This is a genomic window from Lwoffella lincolnii (assembly GCF_002014765.1).
GTDB lineage: Bacteria > Pseudomonadota > Gammaproteobacteria > Pseudomonadales > Moraxellaceae > Psychrobacter > Psychrobacter lincolnii.
The window spans coordinates 94,676-113,807 of sequence record NZ_MUYT01000002.1; the positions used below are offsets into that span (position 1 = coordinate 94,676).

The 19,132-nt window shown below is 43.1% G+C and carries 14 protein-coding genes; 5 read left to right on the plus strand and 9 right to left on the minus strand.

Annotation, left to right across the window (positions count from 1 at the left end):
* Positions 1–16 precede the first annotated feature (16 nt).
* The gene (locus B0682_RS01750) at positions 17–1,975 is read right to left on the minus strand and encodes an ATP-binding cassette domain-containing protein (protein WP_078306387.1); all 1,959 of its coding nucleotides are present in this window, start codon (positions 1,973–1,975) and stop codon (positions 17–19) included.
* Positions 1,976–2,181: 206 nt separating this feature from the next.
* Between B0682_RS01750 and erpA the strand changes: the two genes are divergently transcribed.
* From erpA to B0682_RS09580, 5 genes are all read left to right on the plus strand, one after another.
* Positions 2,182–2,517, plus strand: a complete 336-nt coding sequence (erpA, locus tag B0682_RS01755) for an iron-sulfur cluster insertion protein ErpA (protein WP_078306444.1) — start codon at positions 2,182–2,184, stop codon at positions 2,515–2,517.
* Positions 2,518–2,942: 425 nt separating this feature from the next.
* The gene (locus tag B0682_RS01760; RefSeq protein ID WP_078306388.1) at positions 2,943–3,299 is read left to right on the plus strand and encodes a hypothetical protein; all 357 of its coding nucleotides are present in this window, start codon (positions 2,943–2,945) and stop codon (positions 3,297–3,299) included.
* Positions 3,300–3,545: 246 nt separating this feature from the next.
* Positions 3,546–5,105: a glutamate--cysteine ligase gene (gene gshA, locus B0682_RS01765; protein WP_078306445.1), complete on the plus strand. Its 1,560-nt coding sequence runs from the start codon at positions 3,546–3,548 to the stop codon at positions 5,103–5,105.
* Between the two features lie 45 nt (positions 5,106–5,150).
* Positions 5,151–5,675 (plus strand): disulfide bond formation protein B, encoded by a 525-nt coding sequence (locus tag B0682_RS01770; protein ID WP_078306389.1) that lies wholly within the window; start codon positions 5,151–5,153, stop codon positions 5,673–5,675.
* A complete protein-coding gene (locus B0682_RS09580) occupies positions 5,659–6,291 on the plus strand; it encodes a methylated-DNA--[protein]-cysteine S-methyltransferase (RefSeq protein WP_078306390.1) in 633 nt (210 codons plus the stop codon). The genes B0682_RS01770 and B0682_RS09580 overlap by 17 nt, the downstream gene beginning before the upstream one ends.
* An 86-nt stretch (positions 6,292–6,377) precedes the next feature.
* On the opposite strand, the gene B0682_RS01780 is transcribed toward B0682_RS09580, so the two are convergent.
* From B0682_RS01780 to dnaK, 8 genes are all read right to left on the minus strand, one after another.
* Complete coding sequence (locus B0682_RS01780) at positions 6,378–7,010, minus strand: L-threonylcarbamoyladenylate synthase (RefSeq protein WP_078306446.1); 633 nt, start codon at positions 7,008–7,010, stop codon at positions 6,378–6,380.
* Positions 7,011–7,065: 55 nt separating this feature from the next.
* Positions 7,066–8,304: a DNA-processing protein DprA gene (gene dprA / locus B0682_RS01785; RefSeq protein ID WP_078306391.1), complete on the minus strand. Its 1,239-nt coding sequence runs from the start codon at positions 8,302–8,304 to the stop codon at positions 7,066–7,068.
* A gap of 112 nt (positions 8,305–8,416) precedes the next feature.
* Positions 8,417–9,553 (minus strand): LysM peptidoglycan-binding domain-containing protein, encoded by a 1,137-nt coding sequence (locus B0682_RS01790; RefSeq protein WP_240494814.1) that lies wholly within the window; start codon positions 9,551–9,553, stop codon positions 8,417–8,419.
* A 169-nt stretch (positions 9,554–9,722) separates the two neighbouring features.
* On the minus strand, positions 9,723–11,153 hold the full coding sequence (thrC, locus tag B0682_RS01795; RefSeq protein ID WP_078306393.1) for a threonine synthase: 1,431 nt from the start codon (positions 11,151–11,153) through the stop codon (positions 9,723–9,725).
* A gap of 95 nt (positions 11,154–11,248) precedes the next feature.
* Entirely contained in the window at positions 11,249–12,589 is a 1,341-nt protein-coding gene (gene rsmB / locus B0682_RS01800) for a 16S rRNA (cytosine(967)-C(5))-methyltransferase RsmB (protein ID WP_143823232.1), read from the minus strand.
* Positions 12,590–12,609: 20 nt separating this feature from the next.
* Positions 12,610–13,671, minus strand: a complete 1,062-nt coding sequence (gene fmt, locus B0682_RS01805; protein WP_078306394.1) for a methionyl-tRNA formyltransferase — start codon at positions 13,669–13,671, stop codon at positions 12,610–12,612.
* 194 nt (positions 13,672–13,865) lie between these two features.
* A complete protein-coding gene (locus B0682_RS01810) occupies positions 13,866–16,769 on the minus strand; it encodes a response regulator (protein WP_078306395.1) in 2,904 nt (967 codons plus the stop codon).
* Between the two features lie 300 nt (positions 16,770–17,069).
* A complete protein-coding gene (dnaK, locus tag B0682_RS01815; protein WP_078306448.1) occupies positions 17,070–19,007 on the minus strand; it encodes a molecular chaperone DnaK in 1,938 nt (645 codons plus the stop codon).
* Positions 19,008–19,132 lie beyond the last annotated feature (125 nt).

Below are 19,132 nucleotides of genomic sequence, written 5' to 3' on the forward strand. Positions count from 1 at the left end.
TCTTCATTTTAATTCATCATTCAAATCCGCTTTCCATCTCTTCAAGCTCTGTCATTGCCATTAACAATGCTTCTTCTTGCTCGCTGTGCTGCCTTTGTAGCTGTTTTTGCTTATCCAATAGTGTCAATAATTCTGCTTTACGGCTGTCGTCATAAAGCTCCGTATTGCTAAGCTTATTTTCCAAATCAGCAAGCTGTTTATCCAAGACTTCAATGCCATTTTCAGCAGTTTCAATGCGTTGACGAATGGGAGCGGTCAGTTTGCGTTGCTCAGCGGATTTTTTGCGTTGTTCTTCTTTTGATACACTTAAATTGGCTTGTTCAGATTTTTTTATTGTTTCACATGCGCCATGATGGAGGGTTTTGCTTTGCTCTTTTCGCACTTGCGACAGCCACACACCATAAGACGCAATGTCATCATCAAAAATTTCACATCTGCCATCATGCACCAAATACAATTCATCACAAACCGTGGCCATCATCTCTCGGTCATGTGACACCAAAATCACCGCCCCACTAAAGTTTTGTAAAGCAAAGCTTAACGCTTGACGCATCTGTAAATCCAAATGGTTGGTAGGCTCATCCAGCACCAACACATTAGGGCGTTGCCACACAATCAGTGCCAACGTAAGCCTTGCCCGTTCGCCGCCTGAAAACAGCTTGATGGGCGTGTCAATCCGCTCACCACGAAAGTCAAAACTGCCCAAAAAAGCCCTTAAGTCGGCATCAGATGTGTTGCCTGCCAATCTTTGTAACATCAACATGGGCGTGGCTTCGCTGTCTAATGCGTCCATTTGATGCTGATTAAAATAGCCAAGTGCCAGACTGTCTGCAACAGTGCGTGTGCCTATCACGCCTTTATGGTTTGATAACAGGTCATTTGGTAACAATGGCAACTCACCAACCAAACCTTTAATGACCGTTGATTTGCCTGCCCCATTCATACCCAATAGCCCAATTCGACTGTCAGGGGTAATCTGTAAGCGAATGTTTTGAATCAATGGCACGCCATCATAGCCCACGCTGGCATTGTCCATCACAATTAAAGGCGAGGTCAGCTGTGCAGGTTCATAAAAAGCAAAGGTAAACGGATTGTCTGCCATCACAGGAGCAATCTTACTCATACGCTCCAGTTGTTTGATACGGCTTTGGGCTTGTTTGGCTTTGCTGGCCTTGGCTTTAAAACGGCGGATAAAATCCTCTAAATGGGCACGAGTGGCTTGTTGTTTTTCATAAGCTTGTTGCTGTTGAGAAAGCCGTTCACTGCGAATGCGGACAAATTGACTGTAATTACCTGTGTATAAAATCATTTGCTGATATTCGATGTGTAAAATATGCCCCACACAAGCATCTAAAAAACTTTGGTCATGTGAAATCAATAACACCAACCCATCAAATCCAGCAATCCACTCTTCCAACCATAAAATGGCATCTAAATCCAAATGGTTTGTTGGCTCATCAAGCAACAATAAATCAGCTCGACTCATCAAAGTGCGTGCAAGATTTAATCGCATTCGCCAACCACCTGAAAATGCCTTAACCGCATGATCATGCTGATGCGTGGCAAACCCCAACCCAGCCAAAATCTGAGCCGCCTTAGCAGGTATCCGATAACCGTCAATCTCATCAAATCGCTGATGCAACTTAGCTATCTGCTCACCATCAAGCTCAGACTGTGCCAACAACTTGGCATTCAGCTCATACCATTCTTTATCACCTGCCAACACATAATCCATCGCCAACTCATCACTGGCAGGCACTTCCTGTGCCATATGGGCAATCTGCCAGTTAGGTGGCATGCTCACCTCACCTGTATCCACACCAAGCTCACCCAACAACACCGCAAAAAAGGACGATTTTCCCGTGCCATTGTTACCAATTAAACCCACCTTTTGCTTAGGGTGTAGCTGAAAGCTGACATCTTTAAACAGCACACGCCCATCTCGACGCACACTGACATCATTAAATTCTATCATTTGACCTGACTACTCATGACTTTATTAAAACACAACCTTATTAAAACGCAATCGCATTAAGACACCTAATTAAGACGCTTGATTTATGGAATTATGATACTATATTACATCATCATAATGACACCATCATGATTGCCAAATTGATGCCACATCAAAGCATAAAAGCAATCGTCCGTATCAAAACGCCATATCAAAGAGACCATGCCATGACAAGCCCTACCATGATACTAACTGACAACGCCGCCGACAAAGTGCGTCGCCTACGCATCGAAGAAGGCGATGACAGCCTGATGTTGCGAGTTTATGTTACTGGTGGTGGTTGCTCAGGATTTTCTTATGGCTTTAACTTTGCGAACGAACTTGGTGATGATGATGCCAGCTTTATCAATGACGATGTTACCTTGGTGGTTGATTCATTGAGTTACCAATATCTACAAGGTTCTACCGTTGATTACACAGAAGGGCTAGAGGGTTCACGCTTTACCGTGACCAACCCAAATGCCACCACCACGTGCGGTTGTGGCTCATCATTTTCAATTTAGTTTTATTTACCTTAATGTAACCATTGATAAAAATAATTGGATAATCATGTACGATAAATGGTAGCAAATAGCGACCAAATCAACAAACCATGGTTTTGCTTGATTTCCCATGACTTAAAGCTTTATTCATTCGCATCATTAACCAGTCAATCAACCGTTTACTCACTTTATCAGATACCCCCTTGCAACCAAGCCCATTATTCGGTATATTTTCTGATGTGGGTTGAGACATTAATAAATTTCTTAACTTTCTGTCCATATCAATGTTCTCTTAACCAACATGTCGTTAAACAGGTTAAATAATTTGTTATCTGTTAATAAGTTTATAACCATAGACTGAACTATCATTTACAAACAAAATTAACAAGTAATTATTATTTATATTAACGATAATTTTAATTTAATCTTTTAAAAGGAAAATTATCATGGCTAAATTATCTTTAGACGCACTAAACCAAGTTGATGGCTTCATCGCTGCTGCCCTAGTTGATAGCGAGTCAGGTCTTGCTTTGGCTACTTTAGGTACTGGTTTGGATCTTGAATTGGCTTCTGCTGGTAACACAGAAGTTATCCGTGCTAAGCGTAAAGTCGCTGATGCCTTAGGTCTGAACGAATCTATCGAAGACATTCTAATCACACTAGGCAAGCAATATCACTTGCTACGCCCATTGGTTCGTAATGAAAATTTATTTTTGTACCTAGTACTTGACCGTCAAAAATCAAACCTTGCCATGGCTCGCCATAGCTTGAAAGGGTTTGAAACTGAGCTTGATTTTTCTTAATCAATCGCAAAGCTCATCATATAGAGCTAAGAACACCCACCTTTTGGTGGGTGTTTTTTTGTTGCTTATTCAATAAGGCATTAAAACATTGCCAGCTTATCATACACATCATCGGTTAAATAGGATAAAATCTACGCCATACACAGTTTTTGCTGTTTTGATGAATAAACCTTATAAAAAGAGTCTCCCATGCCCACACACACTTCTGCTCAACTTGCCCCTTTATCTGCTCCCATATCTACCCCCATGTCCCAAGCTGATATGACCTTTACGCCACCTGATTGGTTAGATGCTGATTTGACCGCCAGCATGCTCCGTGGCATCGAAAAAGAAGGCTTGCGTATGCAGTCCAATGGGTTTTTATCACAAACCCCCCACCCCAAAGCACTGGGTTCTAAGCTGACCCACCCTTTCATCACCACAGACTATTCAGAAAGTCTGCTAGAGCTGATTACTGAGCCTAAGTCATCAGTCAAAGATGCGTTAAACATGCTTCGTCAACTTCATGTTTTGGTACAGCAGGCATTGCCAGAAGGTGAGCTGATGTGGCCTTTGTCCATGCCGTGTATGCTGTCATCTAATGACGATGACATTCCATTGGCAGACTATGGCACATCTAACAGTGGTAAGCTTAAGACCTTATACCGCAGTGGGCTTGGGGTGCGTTATGGCAGGCGTATGCAGACCATCGCAGGATTGCACTATAATTTATCTTTTGGCGATGATTTGTTTGTCGCTTGGCAACGTGATGTGGGCAGTGATGATGATTTGACCAGTTTTAAAAACCAAAAATATCTTGGGCTTATCCGCAATTTTAAACGTCTGACCAGCATGGTTCTGTATCTGTTTGGGGCAAGCCCCAGCGTCTGCCCATGCTTTTTAAAAGGGCGAGAGCATGATCTTGAGCCATTAAATACTAAGACCTTTTATAAACCCCATGCCACATCTTTACGCATGGGTAAGTTGGGCTACACCAACAGCGTGCAGGACCAGTTAGACATTCGCTACAATCATTTGCCTGAATATATCCAAGGCTTGCGACAAGCGATTGGCACGCCATTTGCTCAGTTTAGCGATATTGGCGTAGATGATGCTGATGGCAACCCCATTCAAATAAATGACCACATTTTACAAATTGAGAATGAATACTATAGCCCCATTCGTCCCAAACAAGTGACCAAGGTAGGAGAAACACCTACCCAAGCGCTTGAAAATCGTGGCATTGCTTATGTGGAATTTCGTGCCATTGATTTAGACCCTTATAGCGATGTGGGCATTCGTTTATCCAGTGCGTGCTTTTTGGAAGTGTTGGCGTTGTACTGTCTGTTAACCGATTCACCCATGCTGTTGCCACAAGAAGACGATGAGCTTGCCATTAACCTTGAGCGGGTGGTTAATGATGGCTTAAAAGAAGACTTGACCATTTTGGTTGCAGGTAAAGAAATCTCACTACACACTTGGATGAACCAGCATATGAATAATATGTTGCCTTTAGCAAGTCTGTTGGACGCTAAGCAAGGTGGTAACGAATACCGCACTGCCATGGCACTGATGCAGGGTAAAGTGGGCAACCCAGAGCTGACTTTATCGGCACAACTGATGGCTGACAGCAAACGTTTGGGCAGTACATGGCAGTTGGGGTATGATTTGGCGTTGCATCATCGTAAGCAAATATTGGGGCATGCCCTAAGCCCCCATCTACAAGCAAAATATGAAGTGCTGGCAGAGAAGTCGCTTATGCAACAAAGCGAGCTAGAAGCTGAGCAAACACAAGCGTTTAATGAATTTATCAAACAATATCGTTAATCAATTTAACTTGCTTAATTAACTTAATTAAATAAGGCGCTCACCATGCCACATGTTTTAACATCTTATCGCAGTATCAATGCGTTTTTGCTGTTGATGTCTGTGGTTGCCATGAGTTTTGCTTTTTTTTATTTACAAAAACATTTGGGATTGTATCCGTGCGAGTTGTGTGTTTTTCAGCGGATTGGGGTGATTATCATGGGTATATTTGCCTTATTGACACTGCTCATCAATCCTAAAAAACGCTGGATAAAGCTCACGTTATGGCTGGGCAGTTTTGCAGGGATTGCGTGGGCAACAGGGGTGGCGTATCGTCATGTATACATGCAGTGGTTTCCGTCCAATGATTTGCCCAGTTGTGGGGCTGGGCTTGAGTACATGGTCAATACCCTACCATTGTTTGAAGTGATTAAACAAGTGTTCCGTGGCTCAGGAGACTGTAGGGCAATTAGCTGGACGTTTATGGGTTTATCAATTCCTGAGCAATCATCTATTTTGTTTACCCTGTTGACGTTGGTGCATGTTTATTTATTATTAAGGATATTAAAATCCGATGTGTCAGTCTCATGATTTAACTCAGTCAATCACCCTGCGTCATCATCATTGTTTTTTAGATAATGACCAGCAAACACAGCAAACTCATGGTATTCAACATATCAACAGCCCATTGGGGCAGTTACAAGCCCAATGGATACTGTCAGACCATGCAGAGAACTTAAAACCACATTCAAAGCCACACTCAAAACAACACTGGGCATTGTGTCGGTTGGATTTTATCAATGCAGTCTATTGCCAACAAACCGCATCACCTCACATCATCAATTCAATCGCCAATCCAGCAACTGAACTGATAGAGCAAATGGATAACTTAGAACACCAGCTAAGGCAGTATTTTACTGGTCATCGCCAAACGTTTGACATTCCTTTGCTTTTACAAGGCACAGTTTTTCAAAAACGAGTATGGCAAGAATTACAACGCATTGCTTATGGGCAGACCATCAGTTATGCCAAGCAAGCCTTGCGTATTGGCAAGCCCACCGCCACCAGAGCAGTTGCCAATGCCAATGGTAAAAACCCCATTTCCATCATCATTCCTTGTCATCGAGTGATTCGAAGTGATGGCTCACTGGGTGGCTACACTGGGGGGATTGACAAAAAACAAGCGTTATTAAAAATTGAAACATGACAGACAAGACAAAACACCAAAACAAAAAAAAGAAAACCAATCAGTTGATTATTAGTAGGTAACTTTGTTGTTGGCAGATAACGTTGTTAGCGGATAACTTTACCTGTGATGGCATCTTTGATTTGACTGGGCTTATGGTAACCCAAAGTATCACCTTGCAAATAGCCGATATCATCGCCAAAATAGCAGATGGCTTCTGGCAAAGTTTTGGCAGGTGCTTGTCCAGATGGGTTGCAACTGGTGGAAACAATAAAACCAAAGGGATTATCGGCTGACACCATGTGCCGACACACCTGCTGTATGATTGGGTGGGCAATGACTCGCACTGCCAAACTGCCATGCTCACCAGTCAGCCAATGGGGCAGGTTAATGCCATGGGGTAAGGGCAATAGCCATGTGCTGGCTTGCGTTTGTGCTTGTGGGGGTTGGTCTTTTAGGTGTTGGGCTTGCCAGCTTTTTTCAAGTTGCTGGCGTTGCTTATTGGTTAAAGTAACCAGCAGTGGAATGAGTCGCTCAGTGGTGTCCGTCAGCACAATCAAGCCTTTATTAACATGACGCTGTTTGATGGTCAGTATCTTGATGACAGCTTGCTCGTTCATGGCATCACAACCAATACCCCACACACTCTCAGTCGGGTATGCCAACAGCTCACCTTGTTTAAGCCATTGACTGGCAATCATTGGCTCAGTGGTGATGCAAGATGGATATGATGATGACAACAAAGGTTGGGTGGTGGTCATTGGGTGTCTGTCCATTAAACCAAATTAAACTTGGCTAAACTCTTAGGTAGCGTCCACCTTGAGTCATGACCAGCCCCATCAGCTCAAGCTCCATCAGTTGTACCAGCAGGGTTTGGACATCTTTACCCAACTTAACCGCTAAATTGTCTAGGTCTATGCCTCTCCAGTCAATGTGGGCATAGATTGCTTGTAGGTGTGTGGGTACAGTGATTTGTGATACAGAGGTGGCACTGGTGATGGTTGAAGTCGATGGTTGGTCAGTGTTGATATTTTCTGGTGGTTGATTGATGTGCGGTTTGTTGGTTTGATGCTGATGAGCATACGTTGGCGGTTGAGTATTGGGCTGGCTAATACGGCTGATGATGTGTCGCTGTGTTTGTACATCTTCGATGACTTGCTCAGGGTGATAGATGAGCGTTGCCCCTTCTCGTATCAAATGGTGACAGCCTTCAGCGTTGGCATTATCAATGTGACTGGGTATGGCAAAGACCTGCTTACCTTGTTCACTGGTCAGCCGTGCGGTGATGAGTGAACCACTTTGGACGGTGGCCTCGGTAACAATGGTGGCAAGACTTAAACCTGCAACCAAACGGTTACGCCGTGGAAAGGTGTGCTTACTGGCGGGAGTGCTGGGTAACAGCTCACTTACCAAACAGCCCCCTGTCTGAACAATACGCTCAAACAGCAAAGCATGACTGCTGGGATAACAGACATCAATGCCAGTGCCCATCACACCCACAGTGCGTCCAAGTTGTTCAGGTGAACTTTGTTCTAACGCCCCAAGGTGAGCTTGCTTATCTACCCCTTGAGCCAAGCCACTGGTGATGACATAGCCCCGCTCAGCCAAATATTGTGCCATGTCAAAGGTGATTTTTTGTGCGTGTGGCGTGGGCTTGCGACTGCCAACAATGGCAATTTGGGCATCTTGCAAGCGTGCTACGTTGCCTTTGACAAACAGCAACGGTGGTGGGTCATATAGATGGCTTAATTGTTGAGGATAATCTTTGCCATCAGCAAAGACTAGCTGATACTCACCTTGATAAACAGACCGCTCAATCTGCTCTAACACCTGCTGACTTTTATCTGTGTCTTGATGGCGAGCCACATGTGTGGCATGAATGCCAATCTTTGCCCAAGCCTGCCCACCAGCATCAAGAGCCGACCTTGCTGACCCAAAATGGGTCAATAGTTTGTGATAGGCAGTCAATGACGCATTGACTTGTTGCCAAAGGCTCAATATCGCTTGCTGTTGATGGGTGAGTATCACTGTCATAAATCAAAACCATTATCAAAAATATGCCATAAAAACATAAAAATAAGGCAGATAACATTATCTGCCCGATTGATGCGACATGGGAGTAAATGGCAATGTGATGATTAAATACTTAAATATAAGGTGGTGGCAATAACTTATCACCCACATCTAACGGCACTGTTGAGTCAAGCACATACGCATAGCTGATGTTATCAAATGTTTTAAATATCATCACGTTGCCAGCAGGCTCACTGGGTAGGCGCACTGTTGCGTCATCATCTCGTATGTCTCGCACCAATGCCCCACTGCGATAAACCGTCAGCACATCACCAGGATTTGCCCCTTGTAGTGCACCCAAGTTAATAGACACCACACTGCCTTGCCCAGCATAGTTGATAGAATCCATCACCCTTAAAATACGACCGCCACGGCTGACTTGAGCAGGACGAAGATTAAACACAGGAGGAACAAAATTACCCAATTCGACAAAGACACGATCACCTTCACGCACTTCTTTATCATAGTTTTTTAGCAACTGTAGGCTAGATATGCCATTGCTCGCCACATCAGTAACGATGCCTGATGCCACTTGTGTAACCTCTAAGCCCATGACTTGATTGGTTAATGGGTCTACATACGGCTGACCTTCACGATACACACCATATCTTTGACCAACAATTAACGGAACACCTTTGACATAGATTTTATCCCCTTCTGCGGTAAGCAGATTGCGATTTTTAGATGCCAAGACATACGGTGTGGCTTCATAATTGGTTGGGTCGACGATGACGGTCTTATCCAACCAATGACGAATGGTAGATAACGGAATGGCAGGAATGCTATTGGCAACATCAGTAACAACAACAGAAGGGGTTTGGGTAACTTGAGGGGTTTGGGTAACTTGACCTGTAACGTGTTTTTCTACCCCTGCACAGCCTTCACCTGTATCAATGCCAACCATGGTCTCACCACGAATGACACACAAAATTAAAATATCCCCGGGGTAGATAAGATGGGGGTTTTTAATCTGTGGATTGGTTGCCCAAATCTCACGCCAACGAGCAGGGCTTTCAAGGTAACGCCCCGAGATGTGCCAAAGGGTATCGCCTTTTTTTACCACATAACGGTTGGGGGCATCTGCCTTAAAGGTCGGTGGGGGATTGTCCGCTTGAGCAGGAATGGCTGACAGCAACGTGGCTGCCATGACACTGCCAGTAAGCATTTTTTTAACAAAGCGAGCGGTGTTTTTCATTGTTGTATCCATCATAAAATGACATTGAGCATAAAATGAAACTGAACTGGAATCATTGCAATCATGACCAAATAAACATTGTATCTCATTTACATATCGTCTAACAATAACATAATATCAGCAAGATTTGGCAACAAACTGACAAAATGAGCCATTTTTTAGCTAAAAATTCAATTTTTGCCCATCATTTCGCCACGACAAACTTCTCAATCTGCTCACGCACTAACTGGGCATCATTGTCCAATACCGTAACGTGCTGTGGCAAGGCTTCAATGCCTTTGGTATGCTCAGGTCTAGGAATGTCAATCTCACCCACCGCTTCATTGATGGTTTGAGCAAATTTAGCAGGCAGTGCGGTTTCAGCACAGATGATGATTTCATCATCTTGACGCACTTGACGAGCCACTTTCACGCCGTCTGCCGTGTGTGGGTCCAGTAAGTCATCATCACTTTCATAGACAGATTTAATGGTGGCAATGCGGTCGGCGTGGGTGGATTTACCTGACGCAAAGCCGTATTTATTGTTAATATTTTCTAATAACTCTTTTAAGTTAAAACCTTGCCCGCTGTTCACATTTGCCCAAAGTTGGCTTAATTTTTCACCATCTTTGTCTAACAACAAATAAATAAATCGCTCAAAATTAGATGCTTTAGAGATGTCCATTGATGGGCTAGATGTCACATAAGTCTTATCAGCGGTGCGTGGGGTGTATTTTCCTGTGGTAAAAAAATCATTCAAGACATCATTTTCATTGGTCGCCACAATTAGTCGCCCAATGGGCAAGCCCATTTCACGAGCAATGTGTCCTGCACAAATATTGCCAAAGTTGCCCGATGGCACACAAAAACTGACCTTTTGACCATTATCGGTGGTACTGGCAAAATAGCCTTTAAAATAATACACGATTTGAGCCAAGATACGTCCCCAGTTGATGGAATTGACCGTGCCTAAGTCATATTTGGCTTTAAAGTTGGCATCTTGTTGTAAGGCTTTGACAATGTCTTGACAGTCATCAAACATGCCTTTAATGGCAATGTTATGAATGTTTTTATCGTCTAAGCCATACATTTGGGCTCGCTGAAACGCACTCATTTTGCCATACGGCGACATCATAAACACTTCAATGTTGTCTTTGCCACGCAAGGCATATTCAGCGGCACTGCCTGTGTCGCCTGATGTTGCACCGATGATGGTCAGACGTTCGCCTTTTTGTTTTAGCACATATTCAAAGGCATTACCCAAAAACTGCATGGCAATGTCTTTAAAGGCTAACGTTGGGCCATTGGACAATTCAAGAATTTTGATGCCATCTTTTAATGTACGAATGGGCGTGATGTCATTTGTACCAAAGGTTTGGGCAGTGTAAGTTTTGTCAATCAAATTTTTTAAGTCCACTTTTGGTATGTCAGTGGCAAATAAGCTCATAATTTCAAAAGCCAAGTCTTGATACCCTGTTTTTGTGGTGCTAAGTTCACGCCATTGAGTTAACGTGGCATCATCAATCTGTGGGTAGCTCTCAGGGAGCATCAAGCCACCATCTGGGGCAAGTCCCATCAGTAACACATCACTAAATGACATTTTTTCGGTATTGCCACGGGTGCTGATATAGTGCATTTGATTTTCCAATGATTAATTAAAGTTCATACCATTGATGGCTTACTGTGGTCGGTTTGCTGTGGTTGCCCAAACACATCGTCGCCAACACATTATCACATTCTTTTATTTAACAACACATAATAAAACCCATCACCGCCATTGGGGTTAATGGGTAAACATTGATAACCAATGTCTCGTTTGATTTGGTTATTTAAATTCAACACAAAATCCACCACATCAGCATTTTGATTTTTGCTCAAAAAAACTTGGATTTGCTGTTCGTTTTCTGCTTTTAATAACGAACAAGTAATATACAACAAATACCCCCCAACCGCCAAATTTTGCCAACAATTTGCCAAAATTTGCCGTTGCAAGCTCACCGTTTGTGCCACATCATGTTCAGTACGAAGTAGGGCAATGTCAGGGTGTCGACGTATCACCCCTGTGGCAGTACATGGAGCATCTAACACAATGACATCAAAGGGCGCATCCACAACAAAGGTGGTGGCATCATCGCACACCAATGTTACTTTTTTATTCTGTAACTGCAATCGCTCAAGGTTTTCACCCACTTTTTTTAGACGTTCTTTATCATTATCAAGTGCAACAACTTGTGCAAATTGTTCCACATGAAACAACTCTAATAAGTGAGTCAACTTCCCCCCTGGAGCCGTGCAAGTGTCTAGTAATGTCATCGGTTTTGCTAATGGCAATTCATGCAAAATATAACCACCAAGCTGGGCATGCAAATCCTGTATACTGACCCAGCCATCATTAAAATGAGGTAATTGGGTGATTTTAACGTTATCAATTAGGCGTATGGCTTGGGTGTCATTAAAGCCTGTTGTGACAATATCAAAGTTGATGTTTTGTTCATTCAGCAGTTTGGCATAATCAGCCATGGTGCTAAATTGGGCATTGACTCGCAAAAAAATCGGGGCAGATTGGCGTAATGCTTGCCCCAATTCACCATAATACTCACCCCAATCTTGCTTAAGCTGTTGGGCAAGCCAGTTGGGCAAACTGTGGTTTTTGGTGATTTTTTTGTGGAATTTAGCAGGGTTTTTTTGTACTTTTCGTAAAATCGCATTGACAAGCCCTGCACCGTAACCTCTATTCAGTTGCTTTATCGCTTCAACCGTTGCACCAATCGCTGCATAATCGGGCGTATCCATATATAATAGTTGGTATAAACCAATATTCAAACCTGCCCAAACACCTTTATCACTGACCTCTCTTTCAATCAGGCCCTCGCCAATGCGAGACAATGCCCACCATTGACGCAGTGTGCCAAGTAACAATTCATGAGCAAACCCTTTATCTTGGGGCGATACGCTACCTAGTAAATCATTCAATAATGTGGCAAGCGATTGACCTTGTTGGATTTTCTCAAGGATTATAATGATTTTGGCACGAGTACTAAGCAAGGTGCCAGACGAAGGATTAGACGACATGCTGGGAGCATTGTGGCACATCATACAAACATATCTCCATCATTTAACTTATCCCCATTGGCAATTTGCTCGGCAGTGAGTGGTTTACCACCTGCCCATTGCATTTTGGTGATGTTAATTAGCCTTTGCATACCATCTGCTCCTTTACCACAAGCAATCAAAATCGCATTACGCCCCACACTCACCACATATCCTGCTGGATAGGTGGTGGTTTGCTCAGGCTTAATGGGCTTGGCTTCCAGTATTTTTATTCGTGCATTGTGGTCTTTATCGTTATCCAAATAACTAAAGGCATTTAACGCTCGAATATGACGTTGAATGGTGAAAGCATCTTCTTGCCAGTTTATTTTGCCTTCTTCGGTGGTGATTTTTTTGGCATAGTTGGCAACCGTGTCTTCTTGTTTTTGAGCATTTTCTTGATAATTTTGCAACTCTGCCAACACAGTAACAATCGCTTTGCCACCTAATTGTGCCAGTTTGTCATGCAAGGTTTGGGTGGTGTCGGTATCGGTGATTTCACAACCCACTTGATATAGCATATCACCTGTATCCAGTCCTTTTGCCATTTGCATGATGGTAATGCCTGTTTTAGCATCACCTGCTAAAATGGCTCGTTGAATGGGGGCTGACCCACGCCAACGTGGTAACAAAGAAGCATGAATGTTTAGACAACCAAAGGTGGGCATGTTGAGCACACCAAGTGGTAAAATCAAACCATACGCTGCGACAACCATCACATCAGGGCGGTAATTTGCCAATGTTTCACGTGAAACTTGACCACTGATGCCATTGTCTGGTTGATACTTTAGGCTAAAACTGACAGGTTGCTCCACAGGAATATGATGGGCAAGGGCCAATTCTTTAACAGGACTTGCAGTCAGCTTTTGTCCACGCCCTGCCTTGCGGTCAGGTTGGGTATAGACAGCGATGATGTCAATGTTTAGCTGATGTTGATGGTCAATTAAGGTTTGTAAGGCAACTTTAGCAAAGTCAGGCGTGCCTGCAAATACCACTCGAGTTTTTTTGGTTTTTTCTTGGGCGGTTTTTGCTTGTAAGGTGCTAACAGGTGGGCTTGAATTCATAACGCTTACCTTTATTTAATTTAACTTTATTTAATTTAACTTTATTTAATTTAACTTTATTTAACCTAACTTTAACTGATGCCGAATTTAACTGATGTGGCTGATGTCATATGTCATGTTGATGCCCAAATTTCAATGTCCACACAATTTTTGTATCCTAAGTTTTTGTATCCTAAGTTCTTGTATCCTAAGTTTTAATGTTTGGATATCTTAGATTGTAAGTCATACTTATTCAATAACGGTTCTAGATTTTGCACTCTGACGGGCTTGGTTAAAAAGTCGTTCATGCCTGCTTTTAGGCATAATTGTCGGTCTTCATCGCTGGCATTAGCGGTTAAAGCGATGATAGGAATGCTGTCACGTTTTTGGCGAATTTCTTGAGATGCGGTCAACCCATCTTTGATTGGCATGCGACAATCCATCAGTACCAAGGCGATTTTCTGCCGATGTTTTGCCAATAATTCCAATGCTTCTTGCCCATTGTTAGCAACAATGACGTCATAGCCCAGTTTATTGAGTACTTTTTTTGCCACCGTTTGGTTGATGGGGTTGTCTTCTGCCAACAGCACATTGGGACGAATATTGGCGATGATGGCGTGTGTGCTTTGATGGTCTTGACTTTGGTTTTCTTGCTCTTGGGCTAAATTAGATTGGATTAAGTCAGATTGGATTAAGTTAGATTGGGCATGGCGTTCCATAAAGGCATTAAACTGCGTCTGTACGGCAGACAGTCGGGTATCCACACTGTCAAAATATTGATTTGGTCGGGTCAATCGCATTAACTCAGACACCAAATCACTGATGTCTAACGGCTTATTTAAAAAACCATCAAACTCATCAAGTAAGTTCAAGCCAACCATGCGTTCAGGTTGCATGCTCAGTAATATCTTTGCCATGTTTTGATAATCGGGCAATTGACTAAGCAGTGTCAATGATGTGTCATTCAGTGCTTCATGTTCTATCAACAGCACGCTTTTTAATGTACCATCTACTTGTTGTTGTTTGTTTGTAATATCGCTTAAGGTTTTGTCATTGATGCCCACACGCACAAACGCAGGCAATGCCATGTCATTAAAAATTTGTGTCAAATATTTGCCACTAATGGCTTGACTACTGATGACATATAAGCCAATTCCCGTAAAATCAGTCGAAAATTGATAGACAGGCTGGTTATGACGTTGGTAAGGCAAATAGACGCTAAAATCGCTGCCTTGACCCACAATGCTGGTCAGTTTAAGCGTACCGTGCATCATTTGGACAAAGCTTTTAGAAATCGCCAGCCCCAGCCCTGTGCCACCAAATTGACTGCTGATGCTGTTATTGGCTTGATTAAAAAAGGTAAACAAATGGCGTTGTTCTTCTTGACTGATGCCAATGCCCGTATCTTGTACTGAGAACCTAAGCCAAGGCTGATTGCCATCTTCTTGTTTGTCTGCTGTGTGCTGTTTGCCTGCTGTGTGTTGCTCATCAGTTGGCAGTTCATCATAACTGATGATTAACGCAACATAGCCTGTTTTTGTGAACTTAATGGCATTACCCAACAGATTCATCAGCACCTGACGCAATCGTACCGAATCTGTGCTGATGTATCTGGGAAAACTGGTGTCAAAATAACACAACAGCTCAATGCCCTGCTTGCGTGCATTACCAACCATCAGCTCACACACTTGCCGACACAAGGTCAAGATGTCAGTGATTTCGTAATTAATTTGTAATTTACCTGCATCCATCTTTGCCATGTCTAGCATGTCATTGAGCATGCCCAGCATGCTCTCTGCCGTCCGCTCAACCGTCGCAAAGGCTTCTTTTTGTTCATTGTTTAAGCTGTCTTTACCAAACAACTCCAGCATGCCCAAAATACCCGACAAAGGCGTTCTTAACTCATGCCCCATCATTGACCAAAGTTTGTCAAACGATGACAAACGAGCACTGAGTTGCTCAATCACTTGCGTATCATCAGCTGTCTTAATAACCAACTCATGCACATCAGTAAAGCTCACCATGATGCCCTGCATCTGCCCATGCTCAGAAAACCACGGATTCATGTTAAGCAGATAATGACGCTTATCAAAGCATCCCACCACCATCGCCTGCTTAGATAATGGCACGTCTGTCAAATGATTAATGAATCTTTGTGCCGATTTGTCTGCCCCCATGATAAAATCACTCACATACCGCTTGGCATCATCGATAACCTCCAAATGAAACACGTTACGGAATTGAGCATTCACATAGCCAATATGCCCACTGCGACACACCAACGCCATGGGAATGGGAGCATGTTCCATCAAACGCTGAGTCAATCTTTTGTTAACAAGCAAAGCACGACGCTGACGCTGTGTCTGCAAAAAAAGACGACTGAATGCGGTGGATAAGCCGTCAAACGCATCACCCAAATGCTTATTTGGCATCGACAAACATTGATAAGATAAAGGCGACTGTGGCGATGCAATCGCATGGGCATCGTCAATCACCATTTGCCATTGTCGGTTACGATGACATGACACATAAAGCCCCAATAACAACAGTGGTAACGCCAACATAATCGGCAACCAAAACCCCAACGCCTGTGGCTGATAATCAATGGGACGATGCTTAACCTGCACCATGATGCCATAACCAAAAGACAACGGAATATAGCCTGTGAGCTGTTCACCATCGATGACATAAGCATCATGACTTTGTTTAGCATGTTTTTGTTTAAAAAAAGCAATCTGAGACAAATCATCAAACTGATTATCTAATCCTTGGTGGCTTAAATTGATGGTCGCTTGTGGCTTAAGAGAGTGATTTTGACTTAAATGAATATTAAAAGTGCTGCCTTGTAGAGGTGATGATTTTTGCAAGTGGCTAAGAATATTGACGTATTGCGTTTTTATGCTCTTAGTATCGGTCATTGCAACCTGTTGATAACGCTTAACAATTTCAGCATCGATGACCAAGGCAGTTTGTGACATCAACGCATAAATCAGCTTAGATTGTTCGACTTGGTATTGTCTTGCCTTGGCAATCCACACATAATAATACGCTCCGACCAACACCATGATGGACAACATATAATAAAAAAAACCACCGTAAATCGTGCGTACTGGTCTCATTCACAACTGCCTTTTGCGTTACCGTCTGTCCTATTTATTATTATTTAGTCTGCTTTGTCTACTTGTCTATTCTGCCTTATCCACCTCACCAAAACAAGGTATCCATAGTGGTGGCATATGGTGATAATAGGTGATAGTAGGTGATGTCTCACCACACATTACCATTACCATTGTCATTGTTACTGTGTTACTGTCATGACACCAGCACCATAAAAAAACGCACCCCTTAAGATGCGTTTTTCATTAAAAATACATTTTTCAAAGACATGTTCTTTACCAAAATTGCTGCAACAAAACAGATTATTTATCGTCTTTAACCTCGGTAAACTCTGCATCCACCACATCATCATTTTGTGCATTGCCCGTATCTGCACGCCCTGCCTGTTGCTCAAATTGACTTGGGTCAACCCCTTGAGCACCTTCACCTCCAGCGTAGATTTTTTGGCTCACAGGCAAAAAGGCATTATCCAAGGCTTCAAGTTTTGACTTGATGTCATCATGGTCATCTTCTTTGGTGGCAAGCTCAAGCTCACGAATGGCATCTTCGACAGATTGCTTGTCTTGTTCTGTTACCTTATCACCAGCATCTTTGATGGCTTTTTGTACCGCATGGATACGCCCATCAGCCTCATTACGCACCTGAGCAAGCTTAGCAAATTTCTCGTCTTCTGCCGCATTGGCTTCAGCATCACGCACCATTTGCTCAATTTCTTCGTCCGATAGACCAGAATCGGCTTTGATTTGGATACTTTGCTCTTTACCTGTGCCTTTATCTTTAGCAGAGATGTTCATAATACCATCAGCATTGATGTCAAAGGTGACTTCAATTTGTGGCATGCCACGGGGTGCAGGTGGAATGTCAGTTAGGTTAAAGTTACCCAACAACTTGTTTTGGGCAGCGATTTTACGCTCACCTTGATACACCTGAATGGTTACCGCAGGCTGATTATCTTCAGCGGTTGAGAACACTTGTGATTTTTTGGTGGGTATCATGGTGTTCTTTTCGATGATTGGTGTCATCACACCGCCCATGGTCTCGATGCCTAAAGTCAATGGTGTGACATCAAGTAGCAACACATCTGTCTTATCTCCTGACAACACCGCACCTTGAATGGCAGCACCCATGGCGACCGCTTCGTCTGGGTTGACATCTTTGCGTGGCTCTTTGCCAAAGAATTCTTGTACTTTTTGTTGTACCAAAGGCATGCGAGTCTGACCACCGACCAAAATCACATCATCAATATCACTTGCTGATAAGCCAGCATCTTCCAATGCGATTTTACAAGGGGCAATGGTACGCTGTACCAACTCTTCGGTTAAGCTTTCAAGCTTGGCACGGCTGATGGTAACCACCAAGTGCTTAGGACCTGAGCTGTCTGCGGTGATATAAGGTAGGTTGACTTCGGTACTTTGAGCTGATGATAACTCAATTTTGGCTTTCTCAGCCGCTTCTTTTAGACGTTGCATGGCAAGTGGGTCACCTTTTAGGTTAACATCTTGCTCTTTTTTAAATTCCTCAACCAAATAATCAATCAACGCCAAGTCAAAGTCTTCACCACCTAAAAAGGTATCACCGTTGGTTGAGAGTACTTCAAACTGCTGTTCACCGTCCACATCGGCAATCTCAATGATGGACACGTCAAACGTACCACCACCTAAGTCATAGACAGCGATGGTCTTATCACCTTGTTTTTTGTCCATGCCATAGGCAAGGGCGGCAGCGGTTGGCTCGTTGATGATGCGTTTGACATCTAAGCCTGCAATTTTACCTGCATCTTTAGTGGCTTGGCGTTGGCTGTCGTTAAAGTAAGCAGGCACAGTAACCACCGCTTCGGTTACTTTTTCACCAAGGTAGTCTTCTGCCGTTTTTTTCATTTTCTTTAATACTTCAGCAGAAATCTGTGGTGGTGCTTGTTTTTTACCATTGACTTCTACCCACGCATCACCATTGTCGGCTTTGACGATTTTATATGGCACCATGCCAATGTCTTTTTGTACCACTTTGTCATCAAAACGACGACCAATCAATCGCTTAACAGCAAATAAGGTGTTGGTTGGGTTGGTAACGGCTTGACGCTTGGCAGATTGCCCAACTAGGGTTTCACCATCTTTAAAGGCAACAATAGATGGGGTGGTTCTTGCCCCTTCAGCATTTTCAATGACTTTAACCTTATCACCCTCCATCACTGACACGCATGAGTTGGTTGTGCCTAAATCAATACCAATGACTTTCGCCATAATAAATTCTCCGTATTTTTTTAATAACTGTTTAATCACTGATGTTTCATTTTACTGATGAAAAAGAACTTTTAAAAAAGAACTTTCATCGTTTTTGCTTGCTTATCTATATCGGTTTTTTACAG